This is a genomic window from Mesorhizobium sp. M0601 (assembly GCF_040320845.1).
Taxonomy (GTDB): domain Bacteria; phylum Pseudomonadota; class Alphaproteobacteria; order Rhizobiales; family Rhizobiaceae; genus Mesorhizobium.
Map to the genome: position 1 here is coordinate 312,311 of NZ_JAMYQK010000002.1, position 23,679 is coordinate 335,989.

Here is a 23,679-nt window from a genome sequence, read left to right on the forward strand (position 1 = left end):
TGGCCTACGCGACACGCCGAAACTTGCCATGGAAATGCGCCTTCGGATCGCCTATTTTGCAGGCAGATAATTCGTTGCACCCGATGGGATCCGGACCAAATGCACCAGCCGCTCGTCGCCGTATCGACCGATGTCCGCCAGTTCGACAATTACACCTGGCATGCCGCGCCACAGCAATATCTCGAAGCGGCGCTTTCGGGTGCAGGCGTGTTCCCGCTGCTGGTACCGTCCTTCGGCGACCGGCTCGACTTCGACGAACTGCTTTCCGCCGTCGACGGCGTCATGGTCACCGGCTCCAAATCGAACGTTCATCCCTCGCTCTATGGCGGTGACGCCAGCGAAGCCAATGGTCCTTACGACTCCGCCCGCGACGCGACGACGTTGCCGCTGATCCGCCGGGCGGTGGAGCGCGGGGTGCCATTGCTCGCCATCTGCCGCGGCATTCAGGAGATGAATGTGGCGCTGGGTGGCACGCTGGCCACCGAAATCCAGGAACGCGCCGGTTCGCTCGATCATCGTGCGCCGGCAAGCGACAATCAGGACGAACGCTTCGCCATCCGCCAGAGCGTGGCGATAAAACCCGGCAGCTGCCTGGCCGGTGTCTTCGGCGCCGGCGACATCATGGTCAATTCGGTGCATCGCCAGGCCATCGACCGGCTTGGCCCAAAGCTGCAGGTCGAAGCGGTCGCCGCCGACGGCACTGTCGAGGCGGTTTCGGTGCGCGATACACGGGCTTTCGCCGTCGGCGTCCAGTGGCACCCCGAGTACTGGGTCAAATCGGACAGCATCTCGGTAAAGATATTTCGCGCATTCGGCGATGCGGTGCGCCTGCATCAGGCGGCGAAATCGGGTGCGCGCGCAGCCGCGGAATAGTCCTGCCGCGCTCGCTAGTTCCCGACCGACGCCAGCGTCAGCAGCGGCAGCGCCGGCGCGTAGGATTCGTAACCATCGCCGTCGGCGACTGAGAACATGACGATCGGATCGGTGCCGTTGGCGCTGAAGGTGACCGTGCCGTCATCCTGCTCTCGCCAGAACTTCGCCTGCTCGATGCCGGGCAACACCCGGCGGCAATTTGCTGCGACCGTCAACAGCGACAGGCCTTGCGAAATCTCGGCGCCGCGGCTGACCGCACAAGACCCCTCGTCGCCATGGACTACCAGCCTGTAGTTGCCGGATGAAGGTGGTGACTCACTGGCTGCACGGCTTTCACCGCTACCGGCGTAAAACAGCTGGGCGCTGCCGAACAGCACAGCGACTGCCATCAATGCAGGAAGCGTCTTCATCCTGGTTCTCCGCGCATTTCTAGCGCGCCGGTTCGAAGAGATCAGGGAGGCGCGCTTCATCTTGCTGTCATGTCCTGTCAGGCGGACATACACTGCGAAGGGACCAGAATGATTCCGAAGGGTTAAGCTGAAGTTAATAGATATGGCAGCCCGCTTACGGCCTTGCCTTGACATTTGCCGTCTCCGGTACCGGCGTCAGCGCCTTGCGCTGCGAAAACCACGAGACCAGATTTTCGACGCACAGGTCCGCCATGGCGCGGCGGGTGTGCTGCGAGGCCGAGCCGACATGTGGCAAAAGCGAGGTGTTGGGCGCGGCAAGCAACGCCGCTGGCACATTCGGCTCGTCGGCAAAGACGTCTAGCCCGGCAGCGGCGATGCCGCCGCTGGCAAGTGCGGCGGCAAGGGCTGGTTCGTCGACCGTGCTGCCCCGGCCGATGTTGACAAAGACGCCGTTCGGCCCAAGAGCCGAGAGAATTTCGGCATTGACGGCCTTTTCCGTCGAAGCCCCGCCGGGCGCCACCGAGATCAGTGTGTCGACCGCCTCGGCGAGACCTTTCAGCGTCGGGTGATAGTCATAGGACAGGCCTTCGACGCGGCGCCGGTTGTGATAGGCAATGGGCAGCCCAAAAGCGTCGAGCCGGCGGGCAATGGCGAGGCCGATGCGGCCCATGCCAAAGATACCGACATGGCGCCCGCGCAAGGTCAGCCGGCTCAGCGGATAGTTGCCGTTGCGCAGCCAGCTTCCGTCGCGTAGCCAGGCCTCGGCGCGCGGCAGTTCGCGGATGGTATTGATCAACAGGCCGAGCGCCGTATCGGCGACCTCTTCGGTCAGCACATCCGGTGTGTTGGTGACCATGATGCCGCGCTGTGCGGCGTGGCGGACATCGACCGAATCATAGCCGACGCCGAAATTGGCGATGATCTCGAGCTTTGGCAGCGCGTCCATCAACGCGGAGCTTATGCCGCCAAAGGCGGCGATGCCGCGCACCGTATGACGCATCTCGTCGGTGACCAGCGACGGATCGGCGCGTTCGATCCGGACGCGGCTGAACACCCCGTCGATGCGGCCGACCGCATGATCGTTGAACTGGCCCGGCACCAGAATGGCGACAGCTTGCTGTTTGGTTTTTGTCATGCACGTTCCACCGGTTTGCCGGTCGACTGGCGCACATGCAGTTCCGGCTTGATCAGTTCCTGCGACGGCCGCACCGTCTGTCCGTTGAGTTTGTCGAGCAGCGCGCTGGCGGCGCGGCGGCCAACCTCGCGCTGGCCGTTCCAGACGGTGGTTAGCGCCGGCGTCGCGATCGCCGCCTCCTCGAGGTCGTCATAGCCGGTAACAGAGATGTCGATGCCCGGCACCAGCCCGGCGCGCGCAATGCCGTTCATCAGGCCGATGGCGACGAGGTCGTTCCAGCAGCAGGCCGCGGTCGGCCTGTCCTTCAGCGCCAGGAACTGCCCGGCAGCCTCGAAGCCGGCCTGCTTGGTGCGCGGGCCGGCGATGCGCCAGGACGGCCTGACCTCAAGCCCTGCCGCCTCCATGGCGTTGACATATCCCTGATAGCGGTCGCGGCCGGTCGAGGTCTGGTCGGTACCGCCGATCATTGCGATGCGCTTGTGGCCAAGCGAGATCAGATGATTGGTAGCAAGCCCGGTGCCATAGGCATCGTCGCCGCGAAACACCGGCACGTCGGCACCTTCGACGGTGCGTGCAATCAGCACTGCCGGGAGACCGTTCTCCTCGGCCATGATTATGTCTTCGGGCGGCGTGCCGATGGCCGGCGACATGATGACGCCGTCGGCGCCGAGTTGCAGAAGCGTGTCGATGAAGGTGCGTTGTTTCTCGAGTTGGTCGTAGTGGTTCGACAGGATGAAGGTTTGCCGGCTGCGGTCGAGTTCGCTCTCGATCGAACGCAATATCTCGGCAAAGAACGGGTTCATGATGTCATGGACGACGACGCCGACAATGCCCGAACGCGAGGTGCGCAGGCTGGCGGCGCGGCGGTTGTAGATATAGCCGATGGCGCGGGCATGTTCCTTGATGCGATCGCGGGTGCCGCCGGCGACCAGCGGGCTGTCGCGCAAGGCCAGCGAGACCGTGGCCGTGGACACGCCGAGCGCATCCGCGATGGTGGAAAGCTTGATCTTCTGTGCCAGCGCCCTGCGCTCCCGAAGCAATTTAAACTGTTTAAAGGCCGGCTCTTATGCCATCGATCCCGCGCAAATCAAAGTTTTTTTGCCAGCGCTTCCGCCTCCGCGTCCAGCGTCGCGCGGTTGCGCAAGCGAAGCCGGTGCTCGCGGTGAACGATGTAGAGGCCGCTGGCGACGATGACTGTGGCACCGACCAGCGTCCAGCGATCGGGAAACTGGTTGAAGACGATCAGGCCGGAGATGATCATCCAGATCATCTGCGAATAGGGATAGGGAGCCAGGGCCGTGGTGGTGGCAAGGCGATAGGCCTGCACAAGAAGCCAATGGCCGATGGCGCCGAAGACGCCCAGCATCAGCAATATGAACCAGTGCCAGCCATCCTGCGGCAACGAAAGCGAAAACGGCAGTGTCGGCAGCAGCAGCACGGCCGGCGCCAGCGCCGAAAACAGAATGAGGCTTTCCGAGGTTTCCGTCGCCGACATGCGGCGCGTCATGATGACGTAGAAACTGTTCGATAGCATCGAGCCGAGCGCAAAGAGATGGCCGACGCCAAAAACTCCGATGCCCGGCCGGGTGATGATGAGGACGCCGACAAAGCCGCTCATGATCGCCAGCCAGCGCCGCCAGCCTGCCCATTCGCCGAGCAACGGACCGGCAAGCGCAGTGATCACCATTGGGCCGAAGAAGTAGATCGAGGTGGTTTCCGCCAGCTGCAGCGTCCGCAGCGCGAGAATGTTGCATATCGTCGATCCGAACAGGAGCAGACCGCGCGTGAGATGCGCCGGCAGGTTGGCGGGACGAAAGCGCAGCGGCTCGCGCCATCCACGCAGAAAGACGCCGACGATCAGCACATGGACCGCGAAGCGGGCCCAGGCGACGATCAGCGCCGAGACGCCGGCCAGCACAAGGTACTTGCTGCTGGTGTCGAGGAAGGTGAAAAACACATAGACGGAAAGCATGCACAGGATCGCCGCCGGCGATGTCGCGCTTTCGTCATGTCTTGGGGGAGCATTCAATTTCAGGCCGGACGGGAAGCAAGGCGGTCCCTCACCAATGCGGCAATTGTCGCCTGCGGGCAAGCCAAAACAGGCTGGCACAACGACAGCCGCCGACAGGCTCAGTTTGTTTCCCAGTGGCCGACCTAGTGGCCGACGACTCAGGCGTGCATGCGGGCGCCCTTGGTGATCTTGTCGACGAGCTTCTTTTCGGCGCGAAGCGCGATGCCGACCACCTTGGCATCCTCCGGCGCAAATTCGGCAAAGACGGCGCGGTTGGCCAGATCATACCCGGTCGAAAACATTTCCTCGACATAGAGCGAAACCGTCACACCACGCTCCAGCGCCCGCCGCTGGATCGCGCCGAGCGTCTGGCCGTCCGCCGAAAGCACGATGACCGGCTGGATCGACAGCGGGTTGTAGATATTGCCGGCGCGATCACGGTAGGGGTCGCCGATAATGTCGGGAAATTGCGCGACGATGCCGCTGGTCAGAAAGGCGGTGACATTGAGCTTTTGCCAGACGGGAAGATCATCCTTGAGCACGATTGCAAATTTCGTATCGAACATGCGACAGTTTCCAATCCGAAAGGGGGCCAATCCGAGGCTGCGAGAGAAGCGATGCCGCACGGTCTAGACGGGGAAGCCTTTCAGGGTCTTGGACGTTTGTGCGTGGATGCAGCCGAAAACTGCATCGTACCGGCACCCCGTGCTGCCGGCATGGAACGCATCGAGGCCCGGTTCCACGGCAACGCCTTCGATCTCCATCGCCACGACACCTATGCGATCGGGGTGACGCTTTATGGCGTGCAGCGCTTCCGCTATCGCGGCCAAACGCATCAGAGCCTGCCTGGCCAGATCATTATCCTTCATCCCGACGAACTGCACGATGGCGGTGCCGGCACCGAAGACGGCTTGCGATACAGAATGCTCTATTTGGAGCCGTCCCTGATGCTCGATTGTCTCGGCGGCGGATCACTGCCATTCGTCGGGAATGCCGTGGTGACAGACCGCGATCTCCGGGCGACGCTGCTTTCCGCGCTCGGGCCGTTGAATCAGGAACTGGACGAGCTGTTTGTCGTCGATTTCATGACGCAGCTTATGCAAAGCCTGGCCCGGCACGCCGGTCAGCCGACGAAACCGGTAGCGAAAACGGCGTGGCGCGCCGCCAGCCTGGCGCGCGACTATCTGGAGGAAAATGTCGCGCGGATTGTACGTTCAGACGAATTGGAGGCGATAACCGGATTGGACCGTTATGCCCTGTCGCGGCATTTCCGCGCCACCTTCTCCACCAGCCCGCACCGGTTCCTGGTGATGCGCCGGCTTCAGCGGGCCCGTCGGATGATCGAAGCCGACGAGCCGCTGGCGCAAATCGCCATCGCAGCCGGCTTCAGTGATCAAAGCCATTTCAATCGGCATTTCAAGAAGGCGTTCGGCGTCACACCGGGACGTTGGTCGGCACTGACGCGACGGCCGCCAGCGGCGAACGCGTGACCTTATTCAAGGATCTTGTCCTCGATATCCAGTTCGTCATCGGGGAGCACCATTTCGCCGTTCGAAAGGTTCGCCTCGACACGGGCAAGCAGCTTGAACAGCGCTTTCTGATCCTTCTTGTCGAGACCCTTCAATGCCTGCTTTTCGGTCTTCTTCACCGATTTCTCGATGGCGTGGATGATTTCGCGGCCGGTGTCGGTGAGGAAAATATGCGCCTGGCGGGCATCGGCGGACGAGGCCCGCTTCTCCAGAAAGCCCTGCGCCTGCAGCCGGTTGATGGTCTTGGTGATGGTCGGCGGACGCACGCCGAGGCGGCCGGCAAGGTTGCCGGGCGTCTGCCCGTCCTCGCGGTCGAGCGCCAGCATGATCTGGTCCTGGCCGGCATAGAAACCATGCGCCAGAAGCCGGGCGGCGAGCGCCGTGCGCGCCAGCCGCGCCGCCGAATGCAGCCGGCTCATTGTTGCAGTCTTGTCCGCCTTGGCCATGCTCATCCCTCCTCGGCCGAACCGGAGCGGACAGCATAGAAGCAGGCCGCCGATTGGCAATGACGATCGAAAACATTCCGGCTCGGAAAATAGCTTTGCCGGCAAGCTTCGCGGTGTTCGCCGTGGCTAATGCCAGATGTTTATTTCAGTTAGATGACAAACGACTTTCCGCAATGGCTGGATGGGGACGTGACGAGGCGTTCTCAACCGGCTTTCACCGCGACCACCATCAACGCCTGATAGGCGTCCGCCATTTCCCGCAGCGCTGCCTGCGACAGCGACCCGGCCTGCCGAGCAATGCCGTCCCGCGCGTTCGATGTATCGCGTTTGCCGGGGCGATCTTTATAGGGCGCGACGGTGGCGAATATCTGCTCGCTGAGGCTGTCGGGGAAGAACATTTGGCCGGTCATCATCGAGCGGTCGTCAGGGAAGATCTTGAAATGGATGTGGGTGGTGCGGCCGCGATACCAGCCGGGATAGATGGTGGCGAAAGAAGCGATGCCGCTTTCATCGGTTCTCTGCCAGCCGCGGAGAAAGCTCTGGCCGGACGTGTCGATATCCTGCCCGTCGCCCTGTCCGGGATAGCCGGAATAGGTGCCCTGGGCATCGCAATGCCAGATATCGACGCGTGCGCCGGGAAGCGGCCGGCAGGCGGCGTCGACGATTTGCAGCCGCACATTGAGGCCGATGCCCTTCTTGCCCTCGGTGATATCGGCGCGTTCGAGCTTCGGGTCGAAATAGAACGGCCCTTCGGTGACCTCGGGCGTGATGGCGCAGACGCCGGCACCGGCTTCGAACAAAGCAAGCCCGGCATAGGGCGAAACCTGCCCGGCCCTTGCACCGGCGGGCAGGAATATGCCGCCAGCGGTAACCGCAACGAGACCGAGCGCCTGCCGACGGCTTAGTGGCAAGGACTTGTCGGACATCTGGCGCCTCTTCAACGCGAACAGCTCCGTAAATGACCCCGCCTATCTAGGGCCCGCTGTCAGGCGGCGCCAATGAAAGTTCGGTAATGTGAGGAAAGTTCGGCAATACCAGCCCCTCTTTGGCCCACCGGTTTGCCTCGTGCAAAAGCCGAGCACACATCCTATATGGAGCCGACAATCCCTATTCGAGGCACAATATGAGCGACGCACAGACGCAGATCCCCGTAACCGTCCTCACCGGCTATCTCGGCGCCGGCAAGACGACACTGCTCAACCGCATCCTTTCGGAAAACCATGGCAAGCGCTACGCCGTCATCGTCAATGAATTCGGCGAGATCGGCATCGACAACGAGCTGATCGTGGAATCCGATGAGGAGATCTACGAGATGAACAATGGCTGCGTCTGCTGCACGGTACGCGGCGACCTGATCCGCGTCGTCGAGGGCCTGATGCGCAGGCCTGGCCGCTTCGACGCCATCCTCGTCGAGACCACAGGCCTCGCCGATCCCGTGCCGGTGGCGCAGACCTTCTTCATGGACGACGACGTGCGTTCCAAGACCAGGCTCGATGCGGTGGTGGCGCTGGTCGACGCCAAGCACCTGCCGCTGCGTCTGAAGGATTCCCGAGAGGCCGAGGACCAGATCGCCTTTGCCGATGTCGTCGTACTCAACAAGACCGATCTGGTCACCCCCGAAGAGCTGAGCAAGGTGGAGGCGACGATCCGCGCCATCAACCCGGCGGCACGAATCCATCGCACCACACGCGCCAGCGTGGCGCTGTCCGAGGTGCTCGATCGCGGTGCGTTCGACCTGTCCCGGGCGCTGGAGAACGATCCGCATTTCCTCGAGGCGCATGACGATCACGACCATCATGATCATGATCATGACCACCATCACCATGATCACGACGGCCATGATCACCACGATCATGACGGGCATCATCATGCGCACCCTTCCGACATCCATGACGTGACTGTGCAGTCGGTGTCGCTGCGCGGCGGCGAGATGGACCCGAAAAAGTTCTTCCCGTGGATCGAGAAGGTGACCCAGATGGAAGGCCCGAACATCCTGCGGCTGAAAGGGATCCTTGCGCTGAAAGGCGATGACGAGCGCTATGTCATCCAGGGTGTGCACATGATCATCGAGGGCGACCACCAGCGCGCCTGGAAGGACGACGAGAAGCACGAGAGCCGGCTGGTGTTCATCGGCCGCGAACTCGACGCCGAGCGACTGAAGACAAGCTTCGAGGCCTGCCAGGCCGCTTGATTTCCGGACTTTATAGCGCTAGCGCTGCCCCTTCTCTCCTTCTCCCCTTGTGGGAGAAGGTGGCCGAGCGAAAGCTCGGTCGGATGAGGGGTGTTCCAGCTTGGCAAGGACGGCACTCCGTCCAGCACCCCTCATCCGTCTTGGCGCTGCGCGCCAATCCACCTTCTCCCACAAGGGGAGAAGGCGGAGCCTCGCCGACAGCCCGGCGGGGTTAGATGACAAGCAGAAATCTCGAACGGAATGATCTCTCATGCCGACAGTCGCCCCGCTCGATCTCGAAGGCCACTGCCTCGCCGCCGTGTTTCTCGGCGACGTGCCGCATTTTGCGCTGGCCGACGGCACAATCCATCGGCTCGACCACGGCCACAAGACGGTGCAGGCCAATGACGGAATGCTCGCCGCCTTCCATGATGCGGCAACCGACCGACTGATCACCGGCGGTGAGGACGGCAGGATCTTTGCCGTGACCCCAGGCGGCAATACAACGGAATTGGCGACCGCAGGCAAAAAATGGATAACCAGCGTCGCCGCCGGGCCGCAAGGCGCTGTTGCCTATGCTTCGGGCAAGATTGCCTATGTGCGCTTTGCCGACGGCAAAACCAGGGAATTCTCGCATCCGCGCTCAGTCGAGGGGCTTGCCTTCTCGCCCAAGGGCATGCGCTTCGGCGTTGCCCGCTACAATGGCGCGACGCTGCACTTCCCGGCTGCCGACGGCAAGCCGGTCGAGCTCGAATGGGCCGGCGCCCACACCGGCATCACCTTCTCGCCGGACGGCGGCTTCGTCGTCACCACCATGCAGGAAAACGCGCTGCATGGCTGGAAGCTCGCCGACGGCAAGCACATGCGCATGTCCGGCTACCCCGGCAAGGTGAAAAGCCTGTCGTGGAGCGCCAAGGGCAAATGGCTGGCGAGTTCCGGCGCGCCGGCGGCGATCGTCTGGCCGTTTTCCGGCAAAGACGGGCCGATGGGCAAGGCGCCGCTGGAACTCGGCACGCGCGGCAGCTCCATGGTGACCACGGTCGCCTGCCACCCGAGCCAGGACGTCGTTGCTATCGGCTATGATGACGGGATGGTGATGGCGGTGCGCTTCGCCGACGCCAAGGAAGTGCTGTTGCGCCGGCCGGGCAAGGGCGCCGTCACTTCGATGATGTGGGACAAGGAAGAGCGCCGCGTCGCCTTTGGCAGCGCTGCGGGCGACTGCGGCGTCATCGATATTTCGGCGTAGCCTGTTATTTACTCGGCTCCGCAAGATACTTTGCCGGTCAATTCAGCCTGCTTGCCGTCCTTTTCGGCATCGGCCGTTACATCATAGATTGAGAGCAAATAGCGACCGTCATAGACGCCTTCCTCGCTGGCCTTGGTCAGGATCGCCAGTTCGACATAGCCGTAGGCGTTTTCGACCTGCCGTTCGTGGTAGACGAGCAGCCGCAATTCCTTGTTGTCGAGCCAATATTGCGTGAGGTTCTGATCCTCGAACACCGTCTTGCGCAGACTGTCGCCAGCCGGCCTGCCCAGAATCTCGAGCTCGCCGCTAAAATTGAAGGTCGGCCCGCCCATGCCTCTGGTGACCCCGGCACCGACCTGAAATTTGACGGCTGCATCCTCGGCGGAACACCAGATGCCGCCGGACGCCAGAGCCGCACCAACCGACGACAGCAGCGTTGCTGCGCAGACGATCGCCCGCAACATCTTATCCCCTCCAGCCGAAATACCATTGGCGCCCGAAGGCGGCTCGCGGTCAAGCGCCTGTTTTCATTCAAACGACCGCTGACCCAACACAGGGCAGCCGCCCGGCCAATTGCGGTGGCGGATGCCGATTGTCTAAAGTGCGACTGAGAGGGCCGCCATGAACGTCATGAACCATTCAAAGACTTCCATCGGCGGCATCGGCCCGGCCCGGATCGCCGAGTTGCGCGCGACCGAAGCAGAAGTCTTCCGCCGGGCGCGGCCAAAATCGATGGCGAAAATCGGCAATGGCCTGCCCGGCTTCTTCGGCGGCGTGCCGATGCATTGGATGAACGACTGGCCGACGCCGTTCCCGATCCTCGTCGATAGGGCCAGGGGCGCCATCATCAGAGATATCGACGGCAACCGGCTCGACGATTTCTGCCTTGGCGACACCGGTTCGATGTTCGGCCATTCGCCGCCGCCGGTCGCACGCGCCATCCGCAGGCAGGCCGGACGCGGCCTGACCTACATGCTGCCTGCCGAGAACGCGCTCGCCATCGGGCCGTTGCTGCAGCAGCGCTTCGGTTTGCTGTCGTGGCAGATCGCGACGACGGCGACCGATGCCAACCGCTTCGCGCTGCGGGTTGCCCGCGCCGTTACCGGCCGGGAGAAGATACTGGTCTTCAACGGCTGCTATCATGGCTCGGTCGACGAGACGATGGTGCGGCTGGTCGCCGGGAAAGCGGTGAATCGACCGGGACTGGCCGGCGAGTTCCGCGACCTGACGCGGGCGACTGATGTCGTCGAGTTCAACGATCTGCCGGCGCTCGACGCGGCACTCCGGGGCAACGATGTCGCCTGCGTCATCGCCGAGCCTGTGCTGACCAATTCCTGCATGGTGCTGCCCGAAGCCGGCTTTCATGATGGTTTGCGGCGTCTCACCCGTGCGACCGGCACGCTGCTTCTAATCGACGAGACGCATACAATCTCGACCGGTCCCGGCGGCTATTCAAGCAAATACGGGCTGGAGCCGGACCTGTTCGTGCTGGGCAAGCCGATTGCCGGCGGCGTACCGGCGAGCGTCTGGGGCATGAGCGAAGAGGTTGCGGCCCGCTATGCCGCTTATATCAGCCGGAAAGAGCCCGGCTACTCCGGCATGGGGACAACGCTGTCGGCCAATCCGCTGCAATTCGCAGCGATGCGCGCCACGCTCGAATACGTCATGACCGACGAGAACTACAGCCATATGGACCATCTGGCGCGGCGGCTCGACGCCGGGCTGACCGCCGTCATCGATCGCTATCGTCTGCCCTGGCATGTTGCTCGCGTCGGTGCCCGTGTCGAGTTCATCTGCGCGCCGGGCCCGCTGAGGAACGGCGGCGAAGCGGAAGCTGCGCACGTGCCGGAGCTCGAGGCGGCAATCCATGTCGCGCTGGTCAATCGCGGCGTGCTGATCGCACCCTTCCACAACATGATGCTGATCTCTCCTGCGACCAGCGCCGCCCAGGTGAACCGGCTGATCACTGCCTTCGGCGCGGTTGCGGCAAAGCTTACGGCGTGAGACAAGCTTGCGGCATGAAACAAGCGCCCAAGCAAAGCTTGAACCTGGTCACGGCATCCCCTTCGGGCTCGACGCCCGCCGAGGCGCAGGCCTTTCTCGACGCTCATCCCCAGATCGAAGCGTTCGACATCGTGCTGACCGACGCCAATGGCGTCGGGCGCGGCAAGATCGTGCGCCGGCATGAGTTGATGAGCATCTTCGAGGGGGGCCGGCACATGCCGATCTCGATCCTCGGCCTCGACATCACCGGCGAGGATGTTCACGAGACCGGGCTGATCTGGACGACGGGCGACGGCGACCTGCGGGCGTGGCCGATCCCCGGCACACTGGTGCCGCTGTTCGGCACCCAGCCGCCGCGCGGTCAGGTGCTGATGGCGATGTACCATCTCGATGGCCAGCCGATGTCGTCCGACCCGCGGCTGGCACTCGCCCGCCAGGTAGACATCCTCGCGGCCCAGGGCCTGCATCCGGCCGGCGCCTTCGAGCTCGAATTCTTCCTGCTCGCCAACGAGCGCGACGCCGAAGGCAAGGTGCAGCCGGCGCACGCGGTGCTTGACGGACGCCGCTCGGCCAAGACTGAGGTCTATTCCGTCGACCATCTGCACGGCATGGAGCCGCTGTTTTCCGACATCTACGCCGCAGCCAAGGTGCAAGGCATCCCGGCCGAGACGGTCATCTCGGAATATGCGCCCGGCCAGTACGAGTTGACGCTCAACTACCGCAAGGATGTGATGCGGGCGGCCGACGATCTCGTGATGCTCAAGCGACTCGTGCGGGCGCAGGCGCGCCGTCATGGTGTCACCGCTTGCTTCATGGCCAAGCCGATCGAGAAATATGCCGGCTCGGGCATGCATTTTCATGTCTCGCTGCTGGACGATGCCGGCAAGAATGTCTTTGCCGAAACCGGCGGCGAAAGCTGGTCGCTGCCGCTGCTGCGCGGCCTCGGCGGACTGATCCAGACGATGGCGGAATCGATGCTGGTCTTCGCGCCGCATGCCAATTCATGGCGGCGCTTCGTCTCGCAATCCTATGCGCCGGTGGCGCCGACCTGGGGCGTCAACAACCGTTCGGTGGCACTGCGTGTGCCGGCCGGCGATGCCAAGAACCGCCGCATCGAGCACCGGCCATCGGGCGTCGACGCGAATCCTTACCTAGTGGCAGCAACGGTGCTGGCCGGTGTCGTCAAGGGCCTCGACGAAGGCCTCGATCCCGGTCCCGAAACCACCGGCAATGGCTACGAATCGGCCGTCACGCGCACGACGATGCCGGTGGACTGGCGTGCCGCGATCGAGGCGGCAAGGGCGTCGACCTTCCTCAAGGGCGCATTAGGCGAAGACCTGCACCGGACGTTCGTGGCGATCAAGCAGTCGGAATATCTGCGGGTGGCGCGCACGGTCAGCGAACTGGATTATCACCTCTATCTGCACGAGGTGTAGGGCATCACATCGTCAGCCATCCGCCGGTGAAGGCCCATGCGGAATAATTTCAACGGAACCTTCGGCGGGCTTTGCTCATTGCGTGTCTGATTGCAGGAGCGAGCAAGGCCGCCTTAGTTATGATCGCCAGGATGCAGACAACCCCGACGCCGCACCATGCCAAAGTGCAGGCAAGACGCTTGCCTGCAAGCAAGTCTCCGGAAACGACAGAAATCGACGCCAGGACGATTCCTGAACTGCGCGAAACGGCCAAGATCTGCCGCCGCTGTCCGCTATGGCACGACGCCACGCAGACCGTGTTCGGTGAGGGCCCTGATAAAGCCAAGGTGATCTTCGTCGGCGAACAGCCGGGCGACCAGGAGGACCTGGCGGGCAAGCCCTTCGTCGGTCCGGCGGGCAAGGTGTTCGACGCGATCCTGGACGATGCCGGCGTCGATCGGCTGAAAGTCTACGTCACCAACGCGGTCAAGCATTTCAAGTTCGAGCCGCGCGGCAAGCGGCGCATCCACTCCAAGCCGAACGCCGGCGAGGTGCAGGCTTGTCGCTGGTGGCTCGACAAGGAAATCGATCTGATCAAGCCCAATCTGGCGGTGGCGCTCGGCGCAACGGCGGCGCAGGCGCTGCTCGGCAAGGTGGTGCCGATCATGAAGATGCGCGGGGCCGTCGTGGAGCGTGACGATGGCTTGCGTGTCTTCGTCACCATCCACCCGTCCTTCATCCTGCGCATTCGCGAGCCGGCGGACAGGCAGGCAGAACGCGACCGGTTCCTGCAGGATATGAGAGCGGTGAAAAAGCTGATGGCCGCCTGAGCTATTTGATCAATATCGCCCGGAGATCGTTGACGTTTGTGCCGGTCGGACCGGGTACGAAAAGGTCATCTACGGCATTGAATGCCGTCCAGGCGTTGTTGCCGGCAAGCATGGCCTTGGCATCGATGCCCGCCTTATGCATCCGCGACACTGTCGAGCCGTCGGCGAAGGCGCCGGCATTGTCTTCCGAACCGTCTATGCCGTCGGTGTCGGCGGCCAGTGCGTGGACGCCCGCCATGTCGCTGATCCCAATGGCGAAGGCGAGCAGGAATTCCGAGTTGCGGCCGCCTTTGCCTTGCGCACGCAAGGTCACGGTCGTCTCGCCGCCCGACAGGATCAGCACCGGTTTTGCGAATGGCCGGTTGCGCGTCGCCACTTCGCGCGCGATTGCAGCGTGGACGCCGCCGACCTCACGCGCCTCGCCCTCGATGGAATCGGAGAGAATGACCGCTTCGATACCTTGGTACCTGGCTTCGGCCGCAGCCGCTTCCAGCGATACGCCGGCCGAGGCGATCAGATGTACCTCGTTGCGCGAAAAACGCGGATCATCGACGCGCGGTGCATCGGCGGCCGGCGAATTGATGTGCGCCATCACTGAAGCCGGTAGTTTCATGTCATAGGCGGCGATCGACGCTAATGCATCTTCGCGGCTGCCGGAATCGGGAACGGTCGGGCCGGAAGCGACCAGCGCCGGGTTATCGCCCGGAATGTCGGAGACCACGAGCGACACCACCTTGGCTGGATAGGCAGCGGCCGCCAGCCTGCCGCCCTTGATCGTGGAAACATGTTTACGGATGGTGTTCATCGCGGCGATCGGCGCGCCGGAGGCGAGCAGCGCCTCGTTGACGGCGATCTCATTGGCCAGCGTCAGACCTTCGGCAGGTGACGGCAGCAGCGCCGAGCCGCCGCCCGAAATGAGCGCCACGACGAGGTCGTCCGCAGTCAGTCCCTGGACCTTTTCGAGCAGCCGCCGGGAAGCTTCTAGCCCCGCGGCATCCGGCACCGGATGCGCCGCCTCGATGATCTCGATGCGCCGGCAGGCCGCGCCATAGCCGTAGCGGGTGACGACCAGCCCTTCGATCGGCCCGTCCCACACTTTCTCGAAAGCCGCCGCCATCTGCGCCGAGCCTTTTCCTGCACCGATGACGATCGTCCGTCCCTTCGGCCTTGCCGGCAAATGATCCTTGATCGTCCTCTGGGGATCGGCGGCGGCAACGGCGGCGTTGAAGATCGAAATGAGAAAGGACTTGGGATCGAGCGCGGTCATACTGAGCTACCACGGACGCTGTGCGAGCTTCTGCGGCGTTTGCGCTGCCCCTCACCCTTACCCTCTCCCCGTATAGAGACGGGGAGAGGGGATCGCCAGCGTTGGAGCGTTGCCCTTCTCCCCGTCACTACGCGGGGAGAAGGTGCCGGCAGGCGGATGAGGGGCAGCGCCAACGTCACGATGTTGCTTCCGGCGGCAGGACCAACTCCTGGCTATCGACGCCCAAGTAGCTACACAGCGTATGGACGACAACTCCGTGGTCCTCGCGCTCCGGTAGACCGGAGACGGCGATCACGCCGATGACGCCAGCGCCCTTGACAGTGATGGGAAAGCCGCCACCGGCCAGCACATAGTCGGCAACGTCCAGCCCTTCGCCGGGCTTGAAGCTGCGGTCGGGGCGCTGCTGCTCCAGCACAATGCGGTAGGTGCTTTTCAGGAACCGCCGCACGACGTTGATCTTGCGCCGCGCCCAGTCCGGATTGGAGGCGTTCGAGCCGGGCATTGCCGCATAGAACAGCGGCCGGTCGAAAGTTCTGATATCGACGATGATTGGCAGGTTTTCCTTGAGAGCCCGGTCGCGCATCGCCGAGCCGATCTCGAAAGCGACGGCTTCGTCGAAGGCCGAAAAGACAAGCGTGGCTTCCTGTTTCTTGATCAGAGCGATGTCGTCCGCAACGGCCATGTCGTTCCCCTGTCGATCTCGCCTGTTGCTTTGGCGGATGGCTGCCGCCCGGTCAAGCCGGCCGCATACGACGGCTAAACCGCTATATCCGCCTTGGCCGCCCGGCCGGCGACATAGACCTCGCGCACGGCGCGGTCATCGCCGAGCGTCTGCAGCAGAAACAATTCCTCGGCGAGCGTGTCCGCCGTCTCCACCCGCAGCCGCATCGCCGGCGTGGCGCGGGCGTCGAGCACGATGATATCGGCGTCGCTGCCTTCCTCCAGGGTGCCGATCTTTTCCGCAAGCGACAGCGCCTCGGCATTACCGCGGGTCAGCTGCCAGAAGGACTGGAACGGATTGAGCTTCTCGCCGTTCAGCGCGATCACCTTGTAGCCCTCGTCCATGGTGCGCAGCATCGAATAGTTGGTGCCACCGCCGACATCGGTGGCTGCGGCGATGCGAAGCGGCTTCTCGCGGCGGCTATAGCGCTGATAATCGAACAGGCCCGAGCCGAGAAACAGGTTGGAGGTCGGGCAGAACACCGCCACCGAGCCGCTATCCGAAAGCGCATCCGCCTCGCGCTCCGACAGGTGGATGCAATGGCCGAACAGGCTTCTGCGCCCGAGCAGCCCATAGTGTTCGTAGATGTCGGTGTAGTCCCGCGTCTGCGGGTATAATTGCTGCGTGAAGGCGATCTCGGCGTGGTTTTCCGACAGATGCGTCTGCATGTGCAGATCAGGATATTCGCGGCAGAGCGCGCCCGCCATCTCCAATTGCTCGGGCGACGAGGTGATGGCGAAGCGCGGCGTGATGGCATAGTGCTGGCGCCCCTTGCCGTGCCACTCATCGATCAACGCCTTGCTGTCGTCATAGCCCGATTGCGGCGTGTCGAGCACGCCGTCCGGCGCGTTGCGGTCCATCATCACCTTGCCGGCGATGTTGAGCATGTTGCGGTCGTGCGACTCTGCAAAGAACGCTTCGGCAGATTCCTTGTGTACCGAGCAATAGGCCGCGACTGTCGTGGTGCCGTGGCGCAACACTTCATCCAGGAACAGCCTGGCGATACGGCGGCCATGCTGGGCGTTCTGGAATTTGGTCTCTTCCGGAAAAGTGTAGGTGTTCAGCCAGTCGAGCAGTTCGGCGCCGAAGGAAGCGATGACCTGCATCTGCGGAAAATGTGCATGCGCATCGATGAACCCGGGCAGCAGCAGATGTGGCCTGTGGTCGACCTTTTTTGTTCCCTCGCCCGCCTTTTTCTCGACCTCGGCATAGGCGCCAGCGGCAACGATCCTTCCGTCGCGCATCAGCAGGCCGCCATCTTGCTCGTAGCGCCAGGCGGAATGGTCGTCGATGGTTTCTGGCCAGCGCAAAAACGACAGCGTGCGGCCGCGCAGCAGCGTGCTGGTCATGCTATTTCCCCGCGCCTTCGAACCAGGCTACCAGCAGTGCCCGTTCCTTGTCGGTGATCTGCGTGACGTTGGCGGGCGGCATGGCGTGGCTGCGTCCGGCCTGCAGGTAGATCTCGCCGGCGTGCTCGGCGATGCCGGCATCGGTATCGAGCATCACGCCCTTAGGCGCGTGGTAAATGCCCGCGTAGGACGGCTCCGCCGCATGGCACATCGAACAGCGGCCAAGCACCGTATCACGCACGGCGGGAAAGTGCGCCGAGGCGACGTAGACCTGTGCCGCCGAGGACGTTTTGACCTCGCCGGTCAGCAGCTTCGGTGCCGTCGACAGCCAGATGATGACGACGAACAGGACGGCGGCGGCCAGCCAGGTCCAGGTCGGATTGCCTTTGCGCGCGTGCCTGGTATTGAAATAGTGCCGGATCAGCACGCCGATGATGAACACCAGCGAGGCAATGACCCAGTTGAACTCTGTGCCGAACGCCAGCGGATAATGGTTCGACAGCATCAGGAACAAAACCGGCAGCGTCAGGTAATTGTTGTGCAGCGAGCGCTGTTTGGCGATCTTGCCGTATTTCGGATTGGGCTTACGGCCAGCGATCAGGTCGGCGACGACGATCTTCTGGTTGGGGATGATGACCATGAAAACGTTGGCCGACATGATCGTCGCGGTGATGGCGCCGAGATGCAGGAAGGCGGCGCGGCCGGTGAACAGGTGGGTCAGTCCCCAGGCCATGAATACCAGCACCCCATACAGCACCAGCATCAGGCCGGTGTCGCTGTTGCCGAGCGGCGAACGGCACAGGAGATCGTAGACCACCCAGCCGACGCCGATCGTCGCCAGCGACAGCAAGATGCCTGTAGGCACCGACATGGCAAGGACATTCGGATCGATCAGGAACAGGTCCGCCCCGGCATAGTAGACGACGCACAGCATGGCGAAGCCCGACAGCCAGGTGGCGTAGGATTCCCACTTGAACCAGGTCAGATGCTCGGGCATCTCAGCCGGCGCCACCAGATATTTCTGCACATGGTAGAAGCCGCCGCCATGCACCTGCCATTCCTCGCCGAAGGCTCCGGCAGGCATGCCCGGACGCTGGCGCAGCCCGAGATCGAGCGCGACGAAATAAAAGGACGATCCAATCCAGGCGATACCGGTGACGACGTGCAGCCAGCGCACGGCGAAACTCAGCCAATCCCAAAATATCGCGAAATCCATCATGAAAAAATCGTCCCTGCCGATCCACTGACTTTACGGACTGGAGCGCAAACGGAAAGGGCCGAGCTGCACGATGACTTTCAAAAAAAATTGGAAAATACTAGGCTGATCATACGCAGCCACATGAGAGCCACGGAAGCCGCATGGCCTATCTCGACAACATCGCCGTTTTCGTCCGCGTCGTCGAGCTCGGCAATTTGTCGGCGGCTGGGCGCGACATGCGCATTTCGCCCGCGGTCGCCTCTAACCGGATCAAGGAGCTCGAGAAGCACCTGGGCGTCAGGCTGTTCAACCGCACGACGCGACAATTGATGCCGACCGAGCACGGCACGGTGTTCTACTCTGGCGCCAAGCAGGTGCTGGAGGCGGTCACCGAGGCGGAAGCGGCGGTCAGCGCGCTATCCGGCCAGCCGCGCGGCACCATAAAGGTGACAGCGCCGCTCGGCCTCGGGCGGCGGCTGGTAGCATCCGGAATCCCGGATTTCCACGACAGGTACCCAGATATCGAGGTGCGGCTCCGGCTTTCCGATCACAATGTCGATATCATGAAGGAAGGCATCGACGTTGCGTTCCGGCTGGGCATCATCGAGGATTCCAGCCTCAGGATGCGCGGCATCATGGACTGCGAACGCGTGCTGGTAGCGGCTCCGCAATATCTGGACGTGCGCGGCGAGCCGACCGAGCCGCAGGAGTTGATCGGCAAGAAACACGATTGCCTGATGCTGCGCTATTCCGGCGCGCGCGAATATGTCTGGACACTGCAGACGCCGAATGGGCCGCAAAAGTTCGAGGTGCACGGCCCCTACGATACCGATGATGGCGACGTGCTGACCGGCTGGGCGCTGTCCGGCCGCGGCATCATCAACAAGCCGCGCTTCGAGGTCGAGCCGTTTATCCGCGACCAGCGGCTGAAGGTGATCCTGAGCAACACGCCGCCGACGCCGGTGCAGTTCGCCGCCGTCTACCCGCACAAGAAGCTGCAGGATCCGAAGGTGCGGCTGCTGCTCGATTTCATGGCCGAGCGCTGCCAGCGGCTGATCAGGGATATTCTGGCCGGCAAATGATCGTCGGCTGGCTGGTTGCTTTCCGTCCAGCCGGCGAGATAATTCTCAAGGAATCTCGCTCAACAGGGAAAAGCGATGGCCAACGGCGCCACAATGTGTCTCGCCGTTTCACTGTCTCCGGAAGCCGCCCCTTCCCATCCGCCCGACGCCGCCCCGGACTTCAGTCTGCTGACGCGGTTCGTGCAAGAAGCCGAAGCGGCCGGTCTGGACATGGTGTTGCTGGGCGATTCCGCACCGGTTGCAGGCTGGCCGAACCGGCAAATGCGCTTCGAAGCAACCACCTTGGTGGCGGCGCTGGCGACGGTGACAAGCAGGATCGGCCTCGTCGCCGCCGCGTCGACGGTCGCCCACCAGCCCTATAATCTCGCGCGCCGTTTCGCCTCGCTCGATATCATCAGCCATGGCCGCGCCGGCTGGAACGCGAGCATGATGCCCGACCCGCGCGAGGCGGCCAATTTCAGCCGACAGGAAGGGTTTTCCGGCGATGATTTCCGCCTGCGCGCCGAGGAATTCATCGGCATCGTGCAAGGCTTGTGGAAAGGCTGGGACGCAGACGCGCTGCTGTTCGACAAAGTTGGCGGCCGCTTCTTCGATCCCGAGAAGATGCACCTTCTCGACCACAAGGGCGAATATTTTTCCGTGCGCGGGCCGCTCAACGTGGCGCGGTCGCCGCAGGACACGCCGGTGCTGGTCATGTCCGGCCTGTCCGAGCCCGACATGGATATTGCCGCCCGCACCGCCGATGTTGTCCTGCGGGACCAGCGATCGATCGACTGGGCTGACGATCTGAAGCGCCGTGCGCTTGCGTTCGGGCGCAGGCCGGAGGCGCTGAAAGTGCTGATGAACGTTGTCGCGGTTGCCGAAATAGCCGCCGCCCCGGACGTGTTTGCGGATCGGCTCGAAGAGTGCTTTCGCTCCACAGCTTGTGACGGTTTTAACATTCTCATGCCGCGGATGGTAGCGCTCGACAATTTCGTTGATTGCGTGCTGCCGGGCCTTCGCCGCCGCGGCCTCGTTAGGCCTGGTTACCGCGGGGCGACACTTCGCTCCCATCTCGGACTTGCCGGGGAGGATCGGCAATGAGTACCGGTCGACGGCAGATGAAGCTCGGCGCCTTCCTGTGGGCGACAGGCCACCACATCGCCGCCTGGCGTCATCCGCAGGCGCATGTCACGGCCGGCATCGACATCGATCATTACATCCAGCTGGCGCGGACGGCGGAAGCGGCAAAGTTCGACATGATCTTCTGCGAGGACGCCGCCGGCGTGCGTGAGGCCAATGTCGATATCGCCAGCCAGACCTCACGCTCGATCGGCTTCGAGCCGATCAGCCTGCTTGCGGCGCTCGCGGTGCAGACGGAGCGCATCGGCCTCGTCTCAACGGCGTCGACGAGCTATAACGAGCCTTACGGGCTGGCGCGAACCTTCCTGTCGCTCGACCATCTGAGCGGCGGGCGTGCCGGCTGGAACCTTGTCACTTCCGCCAGCCAGATCGAGGCCGCCAATTTCGGCTCGACCGGACTGCGCCCGCATGCGGACCGCTACGAACGCGCGCGCGAATTCGCTGCCGTGGTTGCTGGCCTTTGGCAAGGCCAGGGTGGACACGAAGGCAGAAGTTTTTCGGTGCGCGACCCGCTCGATCTGCCGCGCTCGCCACAAGGTGCACCGGTCATGGTTCAGGCGGGAGCGTCGGATGAGGGCCGCGATCTTGCCGCCCGGACCGCCGATGTGGTGTTCACTGCGGCGCAGACATTCGAGGAGGCAAAGGCCTTCTACGACGACCTCAAGGGACGGCTGGCGCCCCATGGGCGCGAGCCGGAGGACGTCAAGATCATGCCCGGCGTCGCGCCGGTCGTCGCGGCAAGCGAAGCGGAAGCCCGGGCAAGACATGATGAACTGCAGGAGCTGATACCGGACGATGTCGGTGTCGCGCTGCTTTCCAGCTATCTCAGCATATCCGATCTCGCGCGCTATCCCATCGACGGACCGCTGCCCGAGCTGCCGGCCAGCCAAGGCATGCAGAGCCGGCAGGCGCTCGTCATCGAGCAATCCCGCCGCGACAAGCTGTCCATTCGCCAGCTTGCCCGTCATTTCGCCGGCGCGCGCGGTCATTGGCGCGTCGTCGGAACTCCGGCCCAGATCGCCGACCAGCTCGAGGCACGCTTCGAGGGCGGCGCGGCAGACGGTTTCAACGTCATGCCATCCTATTTTCCCGGCGAACTCGAAGCCTTTGCCACGCTTGTCGTGCCGGAGCTGCAGCGGCGCGGGCTTTTCCGGAAGGATTATGAAGGCAGCACGCTGCGCGACCATCTGGGCTTGAAAACGCCGGCGTAAAACGACGAGCGGAACGAAAGTCGGAGATCGCCGTTTTGGGATGCTGTGCCGCGCGGCGATGAGGGCGTCTGCGCGCATATTCGATTGACCATCCCAAACTTCGCCCTCTTTTCAAACCACGCGGACGCAACCGCCACAGGAGCCGATCATGGATGCCATCGCCACCCGCAACGACCTGCAATCCAACGCCAAGAAAGAGTGTATCGATCTTCTCAACGCCCGCCTCGCCGACGCCATCGATCTGGCCTTGATCACCAAGCAGGCGCACTGGAACGTCAAGGGACCGCAATTCATCGCCATCCACGAGATGCTCGACACATTCCGCGAGGAGCTCGACGGCCATGTCGACACCATTGCCGAGCGCGCCGTACAGCTCGGCGGGACGGCGCTCGGCACATCGCAAGAGGTGTCGAAGGCGACTATGCTCGAGGCCTATCCGACCGACATCCACAAGACCCGACATCATCTGGCGGCGCTGATCGACCGCTATGCCGCAACCGCCAAGCGGGCACGCGCGGCGATCGACGAGGCGGCCGGCGCGGGCGATGCCGACACCGCCGACATCTTCACCGCCTATTCACGCTCGCTCGACAAATTGCTGTGGTTCCTTGAGGCGCACACGCAGGAGAAGGAATAGCCAAAACGTCAGCCAGCCATCGCCTTGCGGTGAGGGGCTTTGGACTGAGCGGACGGTGCCGCCGCATGGCCGGCCAACGCTGTCATAATCTCGGCTACGGCGAGTGCGGCGATCACCTGCGGGCGCTTGTCCTTAACGGCATCGCCGCCGATCGGCGAGACGAGGTGGGCAAATTCCGCCTCGCTTCCGTCCGCCGATTTCAGGAACCAGTTTCGGAACGTCGCCTTCTTGGTTCTGGAGCCGATCATGCCGACATAGGCGGCATCCCGGCGTTTCAGAGCCTCGGCGACGATCAGGAAGTCCAGCGCGTGGTCATGTGTAAGGACGACGAAGGCGGATCCAGCCGGGGCTTCGCGCACCATCGCCTCAGGCATCGGCGTCAGCTTGGTTTCGACCGCTTCCGGCATGCCTTTGAGCGCCTCGGCTCGCGTCTCGACAACGACGACATGCACCGGCAGCAAGGCCATCGCGGAGGCCAGCGCCTGGCCGACATGGCCGCCGCCGAGGATGTAGACATGCGGTCGCTGCGCTTCCTCGGTTTCCGCCGCCGCAACCAGCTTGGCTTCAAGCGCGGGGTCGACTAGCTGGATCAGCAGCTCGACCCTGCCGCCGCAGCACTGCCCGATGTCCGGGCCGAGCGCGATGTCGAGGGTGGCGCGGATATCCCTCCCCCTTGAGGGGAGGGTGGCGGCGAAGCCGCCGGGTGGGGTCGCGGCGGCAGTGCTCGACGCGCTGGCGGTACCTTCTGAGACGACCCCCTCTGGCCGCTCCGCGGCCATCTCCCCCTCAAGGGGGGAGAAAAGCATCTGTCGCGCTTTGTCGATCGCCATGTATTCGAGCTGGCCGCCGCCGATCGTACCGAAAGTGGCCGATCCTGAGACGAGCATGAAGGCACCCGTCTCGCGCGGCGTCGAACCTTTTGTCCGGGCCACCTCAACGAAGGCGACCCGGCCGGCGCCGGCAAGAAAGGCTTTCAGGCTCTGCACTTTCGCGTTCATCATTTGCGTTCCCTATCGGGAAATA

Annotated in this window: 24 protein-coding genes; 11 read left to right on the forward strand and 13 right to left on the reverse strand. The window is 63.4% G+C overall.

Annotated elements, in window-relative coordinates:
* Positions 1-99 precede the first annotated feature (99 nt).
* Positions 100-873: a gamma-glutamyl-gamma-aminobutyrate hydrolase family protein gene (locus NKI41_RS03865; RefSeq protein WP_352681500.1), complete on the forward strand. Its 774-nt coding sequence runs from the start codon at positions 100-102 to the stop codon at positions 871-873.
* Positions 874-887: 14 nt separating this feature from the next.
* Here the strand turns inward: NKI41_RS03865 and NKI41_RS03870 are convergent, their stop codons facing one another.
* From NKI41_RS03870 to NKI41_RS03890, 5 genes are all read right to left on the reverse strand, one after another.
* Positions 888-1,283 (reverse strand): hypothetical protein, encoded by a 396-nt coding sequence (locus tag NKI41_RS03870; RefSeq protein ID WP_352681502.1) that lies wholly within the window; start codon positions 1,281-1,283, stop codon positions 888-890.
* A 154-nt stretch (positions 1,284-1,437) separates the two neighbouring features.
* On the reverse strand, positions 1,438-2,418 hold the full coding sequence (locus tag NKI41_RS03875; protein WP_352681504.1) for a 2-hydroxyacid dehydrogenase: 981 nt from the start codon (positions 2,416-2,418) through the stop codon (positions 1,438-1,440).
* Positions 2,415-3,437 carry a LacI family DNA-binding transcriptional regulator gene (locus tag NKI41_RS03880; protein ID WP_023676245.1) on the reverse strand — a complete coding sequence of 341 codons (1,023 nt, stop codon included), beginning with the start codon at positions 3,435-3,437 and terminating at the stop codon, positions 2,415-2,417. Before NKI41_RS03880 ends, NKI41_RS03875 begins: the two co-directional genes overlap by 4 nt.
* A 68-nt stretch (positions 3,438-3,505) precedes the next feature.
* On the reverse strand, positions 3,506-4,390 hold the full coding sequence (locus NKI41_RS03885; protein WP_352681506.1) for a DMT family transporter: 885 nt from the start codon (positions 4,388-4,390) through the stop codon (positions 3,506-3,508).
* A 197-nt stretch (positions 4,391-4,587) separates the two neighbouring features.
* Positions 4,588-4,995, reverse strand: a complete 408-nt coding sequence (locus tag NKI41_RS03890; protein ID WP_254816031.1) for a DUF2000 family protein — start codon at positions 4,993-4,995, stop codon at positions 4,588-4,590.
* 51 nt (positions 4,996-5,046) lie between these two features.
* Here NKI41_RS03890 and NKI41_RS03895 point away from each other — a divergent pair, with 51 nt between their 5' ends.
* Positions 5,047-5,919, forward strand: a complete 873-nt coding sequence (locus NKI41_RS03895) for an AraC family transcriptional regulator (RefSeq protein ID WP_352681571.1) — start codon at positions 5,047-5,049, stop codon at positions 5,917-5,919.
* 2 nt (positions 5,920-5,921) lie between these two features.
* On the opposite strand, the gene NKI41_RS03900 is transcribed toward NKI41_RS03895, so the two are convergent.
* Together NKI41_RS03900 and NKI41_RS03905 are read right to left on the reverse strand one after the other, a co-directional pair.
* Positions 5,922-6,404, reverse strand: a complete 483-nt coding sequence (locus tag NKI41_RS03900) for a MarR family winged helix-turn-helix transcriptional regulator (protein ID WP_352454736.1) — start codon at positions 6,402-6,404, stop codon at positions 5,922-5,924.
* Between the two features lie 203 nt (positions 6,405-6,607).
* Complete coding sequence (locus NKI41_RS03905) at positions 6,608-7,330, reverse strand: intradiol ring-cleavage dioxygenase (protein ID WP_352452219.1); 723 nt, start codon at positions 7,328-7,330, stop codon at positions 6,608-6,610.
* A 197-nt stretch (positions 7,331-7,527) separates the two neighbouring features.
* On the opposite strand from NKI41_RS03905, the gene NKI41_RS03910 reads away from it, so the two are divergent.
* Both NKI41_RS03910 and NKI41_RS03915 read left to right on the forward strand, forming a co-directional pair.
* Positions 7,528-8,595: a CobW family GTP-binding protein gene (locus NKI41_RS03910; RefSeq protein ID WP_352452220.1), complete on the forward strand. Its 1,068-nt coding sequence runs from the start codon at positions 7,528-7,530 to the stop codon at positions 8,593-8,595.
* 250 nt (positions 8,596-8,845) lie between these two features.
* Positions 8,846-9,820, forward strand: coding sequence for a WD40 repeat domain-containing protein (locus tag NKI41_RS03915; protein WP_352681509.1), 975 nt, complete (start codon positions 8,846-8,848; stop codon positions 9,818-9,820).
* An 8-nt stretch (positions 9,821-9,828) separates the two neighbouring features.
* Here NKI41_RS03915 and NKI41_RS03920 read toward each other — a convergent pair whose 3' ends face one another.
* Positions 9,829-10,284 (reverse strand): hypothetical protein, encoded by a 456-nt coding sequence (locus NKI41_RS03920; protein ID WP_352681511.1) that lies wholly within the window; start codon positions 10,282-10,284, stop codon positions 9,829-9,831.
* A 157-nt stretch (positions 10,285-10,441) separates the two neighbouring features.
* Between NKI41_RS03920 and NKI41_RS03925 the strand changes: the two genes are divergently transcribed.
* The 3 genes from NKI41_RS03925 (at position 10,442) to NKI41_RS03935 (ending at position 14,069) form a co-directional block, all read left to right on the forward strand.
* Entirely contained in the window at positions 10,442-11,824 is a 1,383-nt protein-coding gene (locus tag NKI41_RS03925; protein ID WP_352681513.1) for an aspartate aminotransferase family protein, read from the forward strand.
* A gap of 14 nt (positions 11,825-11,838) precedes the next feature.
* The gene (locus NKI41_RS03930) at positions 11,839-13,260 is read left to right on the forward strand and encodes a glutamine synthetase family protein (protein ID WP_352681515.1); all 1,422 of its coding nucleotides are present in this window, start codon (positions 11,839-11,841) and stop codon (positions 13,258-13,260) included.
* Between the two features lie 86 nt (positions 13,261-13,346).
* Entirely contained in the window at positions 13,347-14,069 is a 723-nt protein-coding gene (locus NKI41_RS03935; RefSeq protein ID WP_352470171.1) for a UdgX family uracil-DNA binding protein, read from the forward strand.
* 1 nt (position 14,070) lies between these two features.
* Here the strand turns inward: NKI41_RS03935 and NKI41_RS03940 are convergent, their stop codons facing one another.
* From NKI41_RS03940 to NKI41_RS03955, 4 genes are all read right to left on the reverse strand, one after another.
* A complete protein-coding gene (locus NKI41_RS03940) occupies positions 14,071-15,336 on the reverse strand; it encodes a glycerate kinase type-2 family protein (RefSeq protein WP_352681517.1) in 1,266 nt (421 codons plus the stop codon).
* A 175-nt stretch (positions 15,337-15,511) separates the two neighbouring features.
* On the reverse strand, positions 15,512-16,018 hold the full coding sequence (locus NKI41_RS03945; RefSeq protein ID WP_352681518.1) for a heme-degrading domain-containing protein: 507 nt from the start codon (positions 16,016-16,018) through the stop codon (positions 15,512-15,514).
* A gap of 74 nt (positions 16,019-16,092) precedes the next feature.
* Entirely contained in the window at positions 16,093-17,406 is a 1,314-nt protein-coding gene (gene guaD, locus NKI41_RS03950; RefSeq protein WP_352469863.1) for a guanine deaminase, read from the reverse strand.
* Position 17,407: 1 nt separating this feature from the next.
* Complete coding sequence (locus NKI41_RS03955) at positions 17,408-18,625, reverse strand: urate hydroxylase PuuD (protein WP_352469862.1); 1,218 nt, start codon at positions 18,623-18,625, stop codon at positions 17,408-17,410.
* Between the two features lie 140 nt (positions 18,626-18,765).
* Between NKI41_RS03955 and NKI41_RS03960 the strand changes: the two genes are divergently transcribed.
* From NKI41_RS03960 to dps, 4 genes are all read left to right on the forward strand, one after another.
* Complete coding sequence (locus NKI41_RS03960) at positions 18,766-19,686, forward strand: LysR family transcriptional regulator (RefSeq protein WP_352452229.1); 921 nt, start codon at positions 18,766-18,768, stop codon at positions 19,684-19,686.
* Between the two features lie 75 nt (positions 19,687-19,761).
* Positions 19,762-20,769, forward strand: a complete 1,008-nt coding sequence (locus NKI41_RS03965) for an LLM class flavin-dependent oxidoreductase (RefSeq protein ID WP_352469861.1) — start codon at positions 19,762-19,764, stop codon at positions 20,767-20,769.
* Complete coding sequence (locus tag NKI41_RS03970; RefSeq protein WP_352469860.1) at positions 20,766-22,019, forward strand: LLM class flavin-dependent oxidoreductase; 1,254 nt, start codon at positions 20,766-20,768, stop codon at positions 22,017-22,019. Before NKI41_RS03965 ends, NKI41_RS03970 begins: the two co-directional genes overlap by 4 nt.
* A gap of 148 nt (positions 22,020-22,167) precedes the next feature.
* A complete protein-coding gene (gene dps, locus NKI41_RS03975; protein ID WP_352681520.1) occupies positions 22,168-22,656 on the forward strand; it encodes a DNA starvation/stationary phase protection protein Dps in 489 nt (162 codons plus the stop codon).
* A gap of 8 nt (positions 22,657-22,664) precedes the next feature.
* On the opposite strand, the gene xdhC is transcribed toward dps, so the two are convergent.
* A complete protein-coding gene (gene xdhC, locus NKI41_RS03980) occupies positions 22,665-23,654 on the reverse strand; it encodes a xanthine dehydrogenase accessory protein XdhC (RefSeq protein WP_352470170.1) in 990 nt (329 codons plus the stop codon).
* Positions 23,655-23,679 lie beyond the last annotated feature (25 nt).

Coding starts and splice junctions, on each gene's coding strand:
- NKI41_RS03865 (WP_352681500.1), top strand. CDS start 100: ATGCACCAGCCGCTCGTCGCCGTATCGACCGATGTCCGCCAGTTCGAC.
- NKI41_RS03870 (WP_352681502.1), bottom strand. CDS start 1,283: ATGAAGACGCTTCCTGCATTGATGGCAGTCGCTGTGCTGTTCGGCAGC.
- NKI41_RS03875 (WP_352681504.1), bottom strand. CDS start 2,418: ATGACAAAAACCAAACAGCAAGCTGTCGCCATTCTGGTGCCGGGCCAG.
- NKI41_RS03885 (WP_352681506.1), bottom strand. CDS start 4,390: ATGCTTTCCGTCTATGTGTTTTTCACCTTCCTCGACACCAGCAGCAAG.
- NKI41_RS03890 (WP_254816031.1), bottom strand. CDS start 4,995: ATGTTCGATACGAAATTTGCAATCGTGCTCAAGGATGATCTTCCCGTC.
- NKI41_RS03895 (WP_352681571.1), top strand. CDS start 5,047: ATGCCGCACGGTCTAGACGGGGAAGCCTTTCAGGGTCTTGGACGTTTG.
- NKI41_RS03900 (WP_352454736.1), bottom strand. CDS start 6,404: ATGGCCAAGGCGGACAAGACTGCAACAATGAGCCGGCTGCATTCGGCG.
- NKI41_RS03905 (WP_352452219.1), bottom strand. CDS start 7,330: ATGTCCGACAAGTCCTTGCCACTAAGCCGTCGGCAGGCGCTCGGTCTC.
- NKI41_RS03910 (WP_352452220.1), top strand. CDS start 7,528: ATGAGCGACGCACAGACGCAGATCCCCGTAACCGTCCTCACCGGCTAT.
- NKI41_RS03915 (WP_352681509.1), top strand. CDS start 8,846: ATGCCGACAGTCGCCCCGCTCGATCTCGAAGGCCACTGCCTCGCCGCC.
- NKI41_RS03920 (WP_352681511.1), bottom strand. CDS start 10,284: ATGTTGCGGGCGATCGTCTGCGCAGCAACGCTGCTGTCGTCGGTTGGT.
- NKI41_RS03925 (WP_352681513.1), top strand. CDS start 10,442: ATGAACGTCATGAACCATTCAAAGACTTCCATCGGCGGCATCGGCCCG.
- NKI41_RS03930 (WP_352681515.1), top strand. CDS start 11,839: ATGAAACAAGCGCCCAAGCAAAGCTTGAACCTGGTCACGGCATCCCCT.
- NKI41_RS03940 (WP_352681517.1), bottom strand. CDS start 15,336: ATGACCGCGCTCGATCCCAAGTCCTTTCTCATTTCGATCTTCAACGCC.
- NKI41_RS03945 (WP_352681518.1), bottom strand. CDS start 16,018: ATGGCCGTTGCGGACGACATCGCTCTGATCAAGAAACAGGAAGCCACG.
- guaD (WP_352469863.1), bottom strand. CDS start 17,406: ATGACCAGCACGCTGCTGCGCGGCCGCACGCTGTCGTTTTTGCGCTGG.
- NKI41_RS03955 (WP_352469862.1), bottom strand. CDS start 18,625: ATGATGGATTTCGCGATATTTTGGGATTGGCTGAGTTTCGCCGTGCGC.
- NKI41_RS03960 (WP_352452229.1), top strand. CDS start 18,766: ATGGCCTATCTCGACAACATCGCCGTTTTCGTCCGCGTCGTCGAGCTC.
- NKI41_RS03965 (WP_352469861.1), top strand. CDS start 19,762: ATGGCCAACGGCGCCACAATGTGTCTCGCCGTTTCACTGTCTCCGGAA.
- NKI41_RS03970 (WP_352469860.1), top strand. CDS start 20,766: ATGAGTACCGGTCGACGGCAGATGAAGCTCGGCGCCTTCCTGTGGGCG.
- dps (WP_352681520.1), top strand. CDS start 22,168: ATGGATGCCATCGCCACCCGCAACGACCTGCAATCCAACGCCAAGAAA.
- xdhC (WP_352470170.1), bottom strand. CDS start 23,654: ATGAACGCGAAAGTGCAGAGCCTGAAAGCCTTTCTTGCCGGCGCCGGC.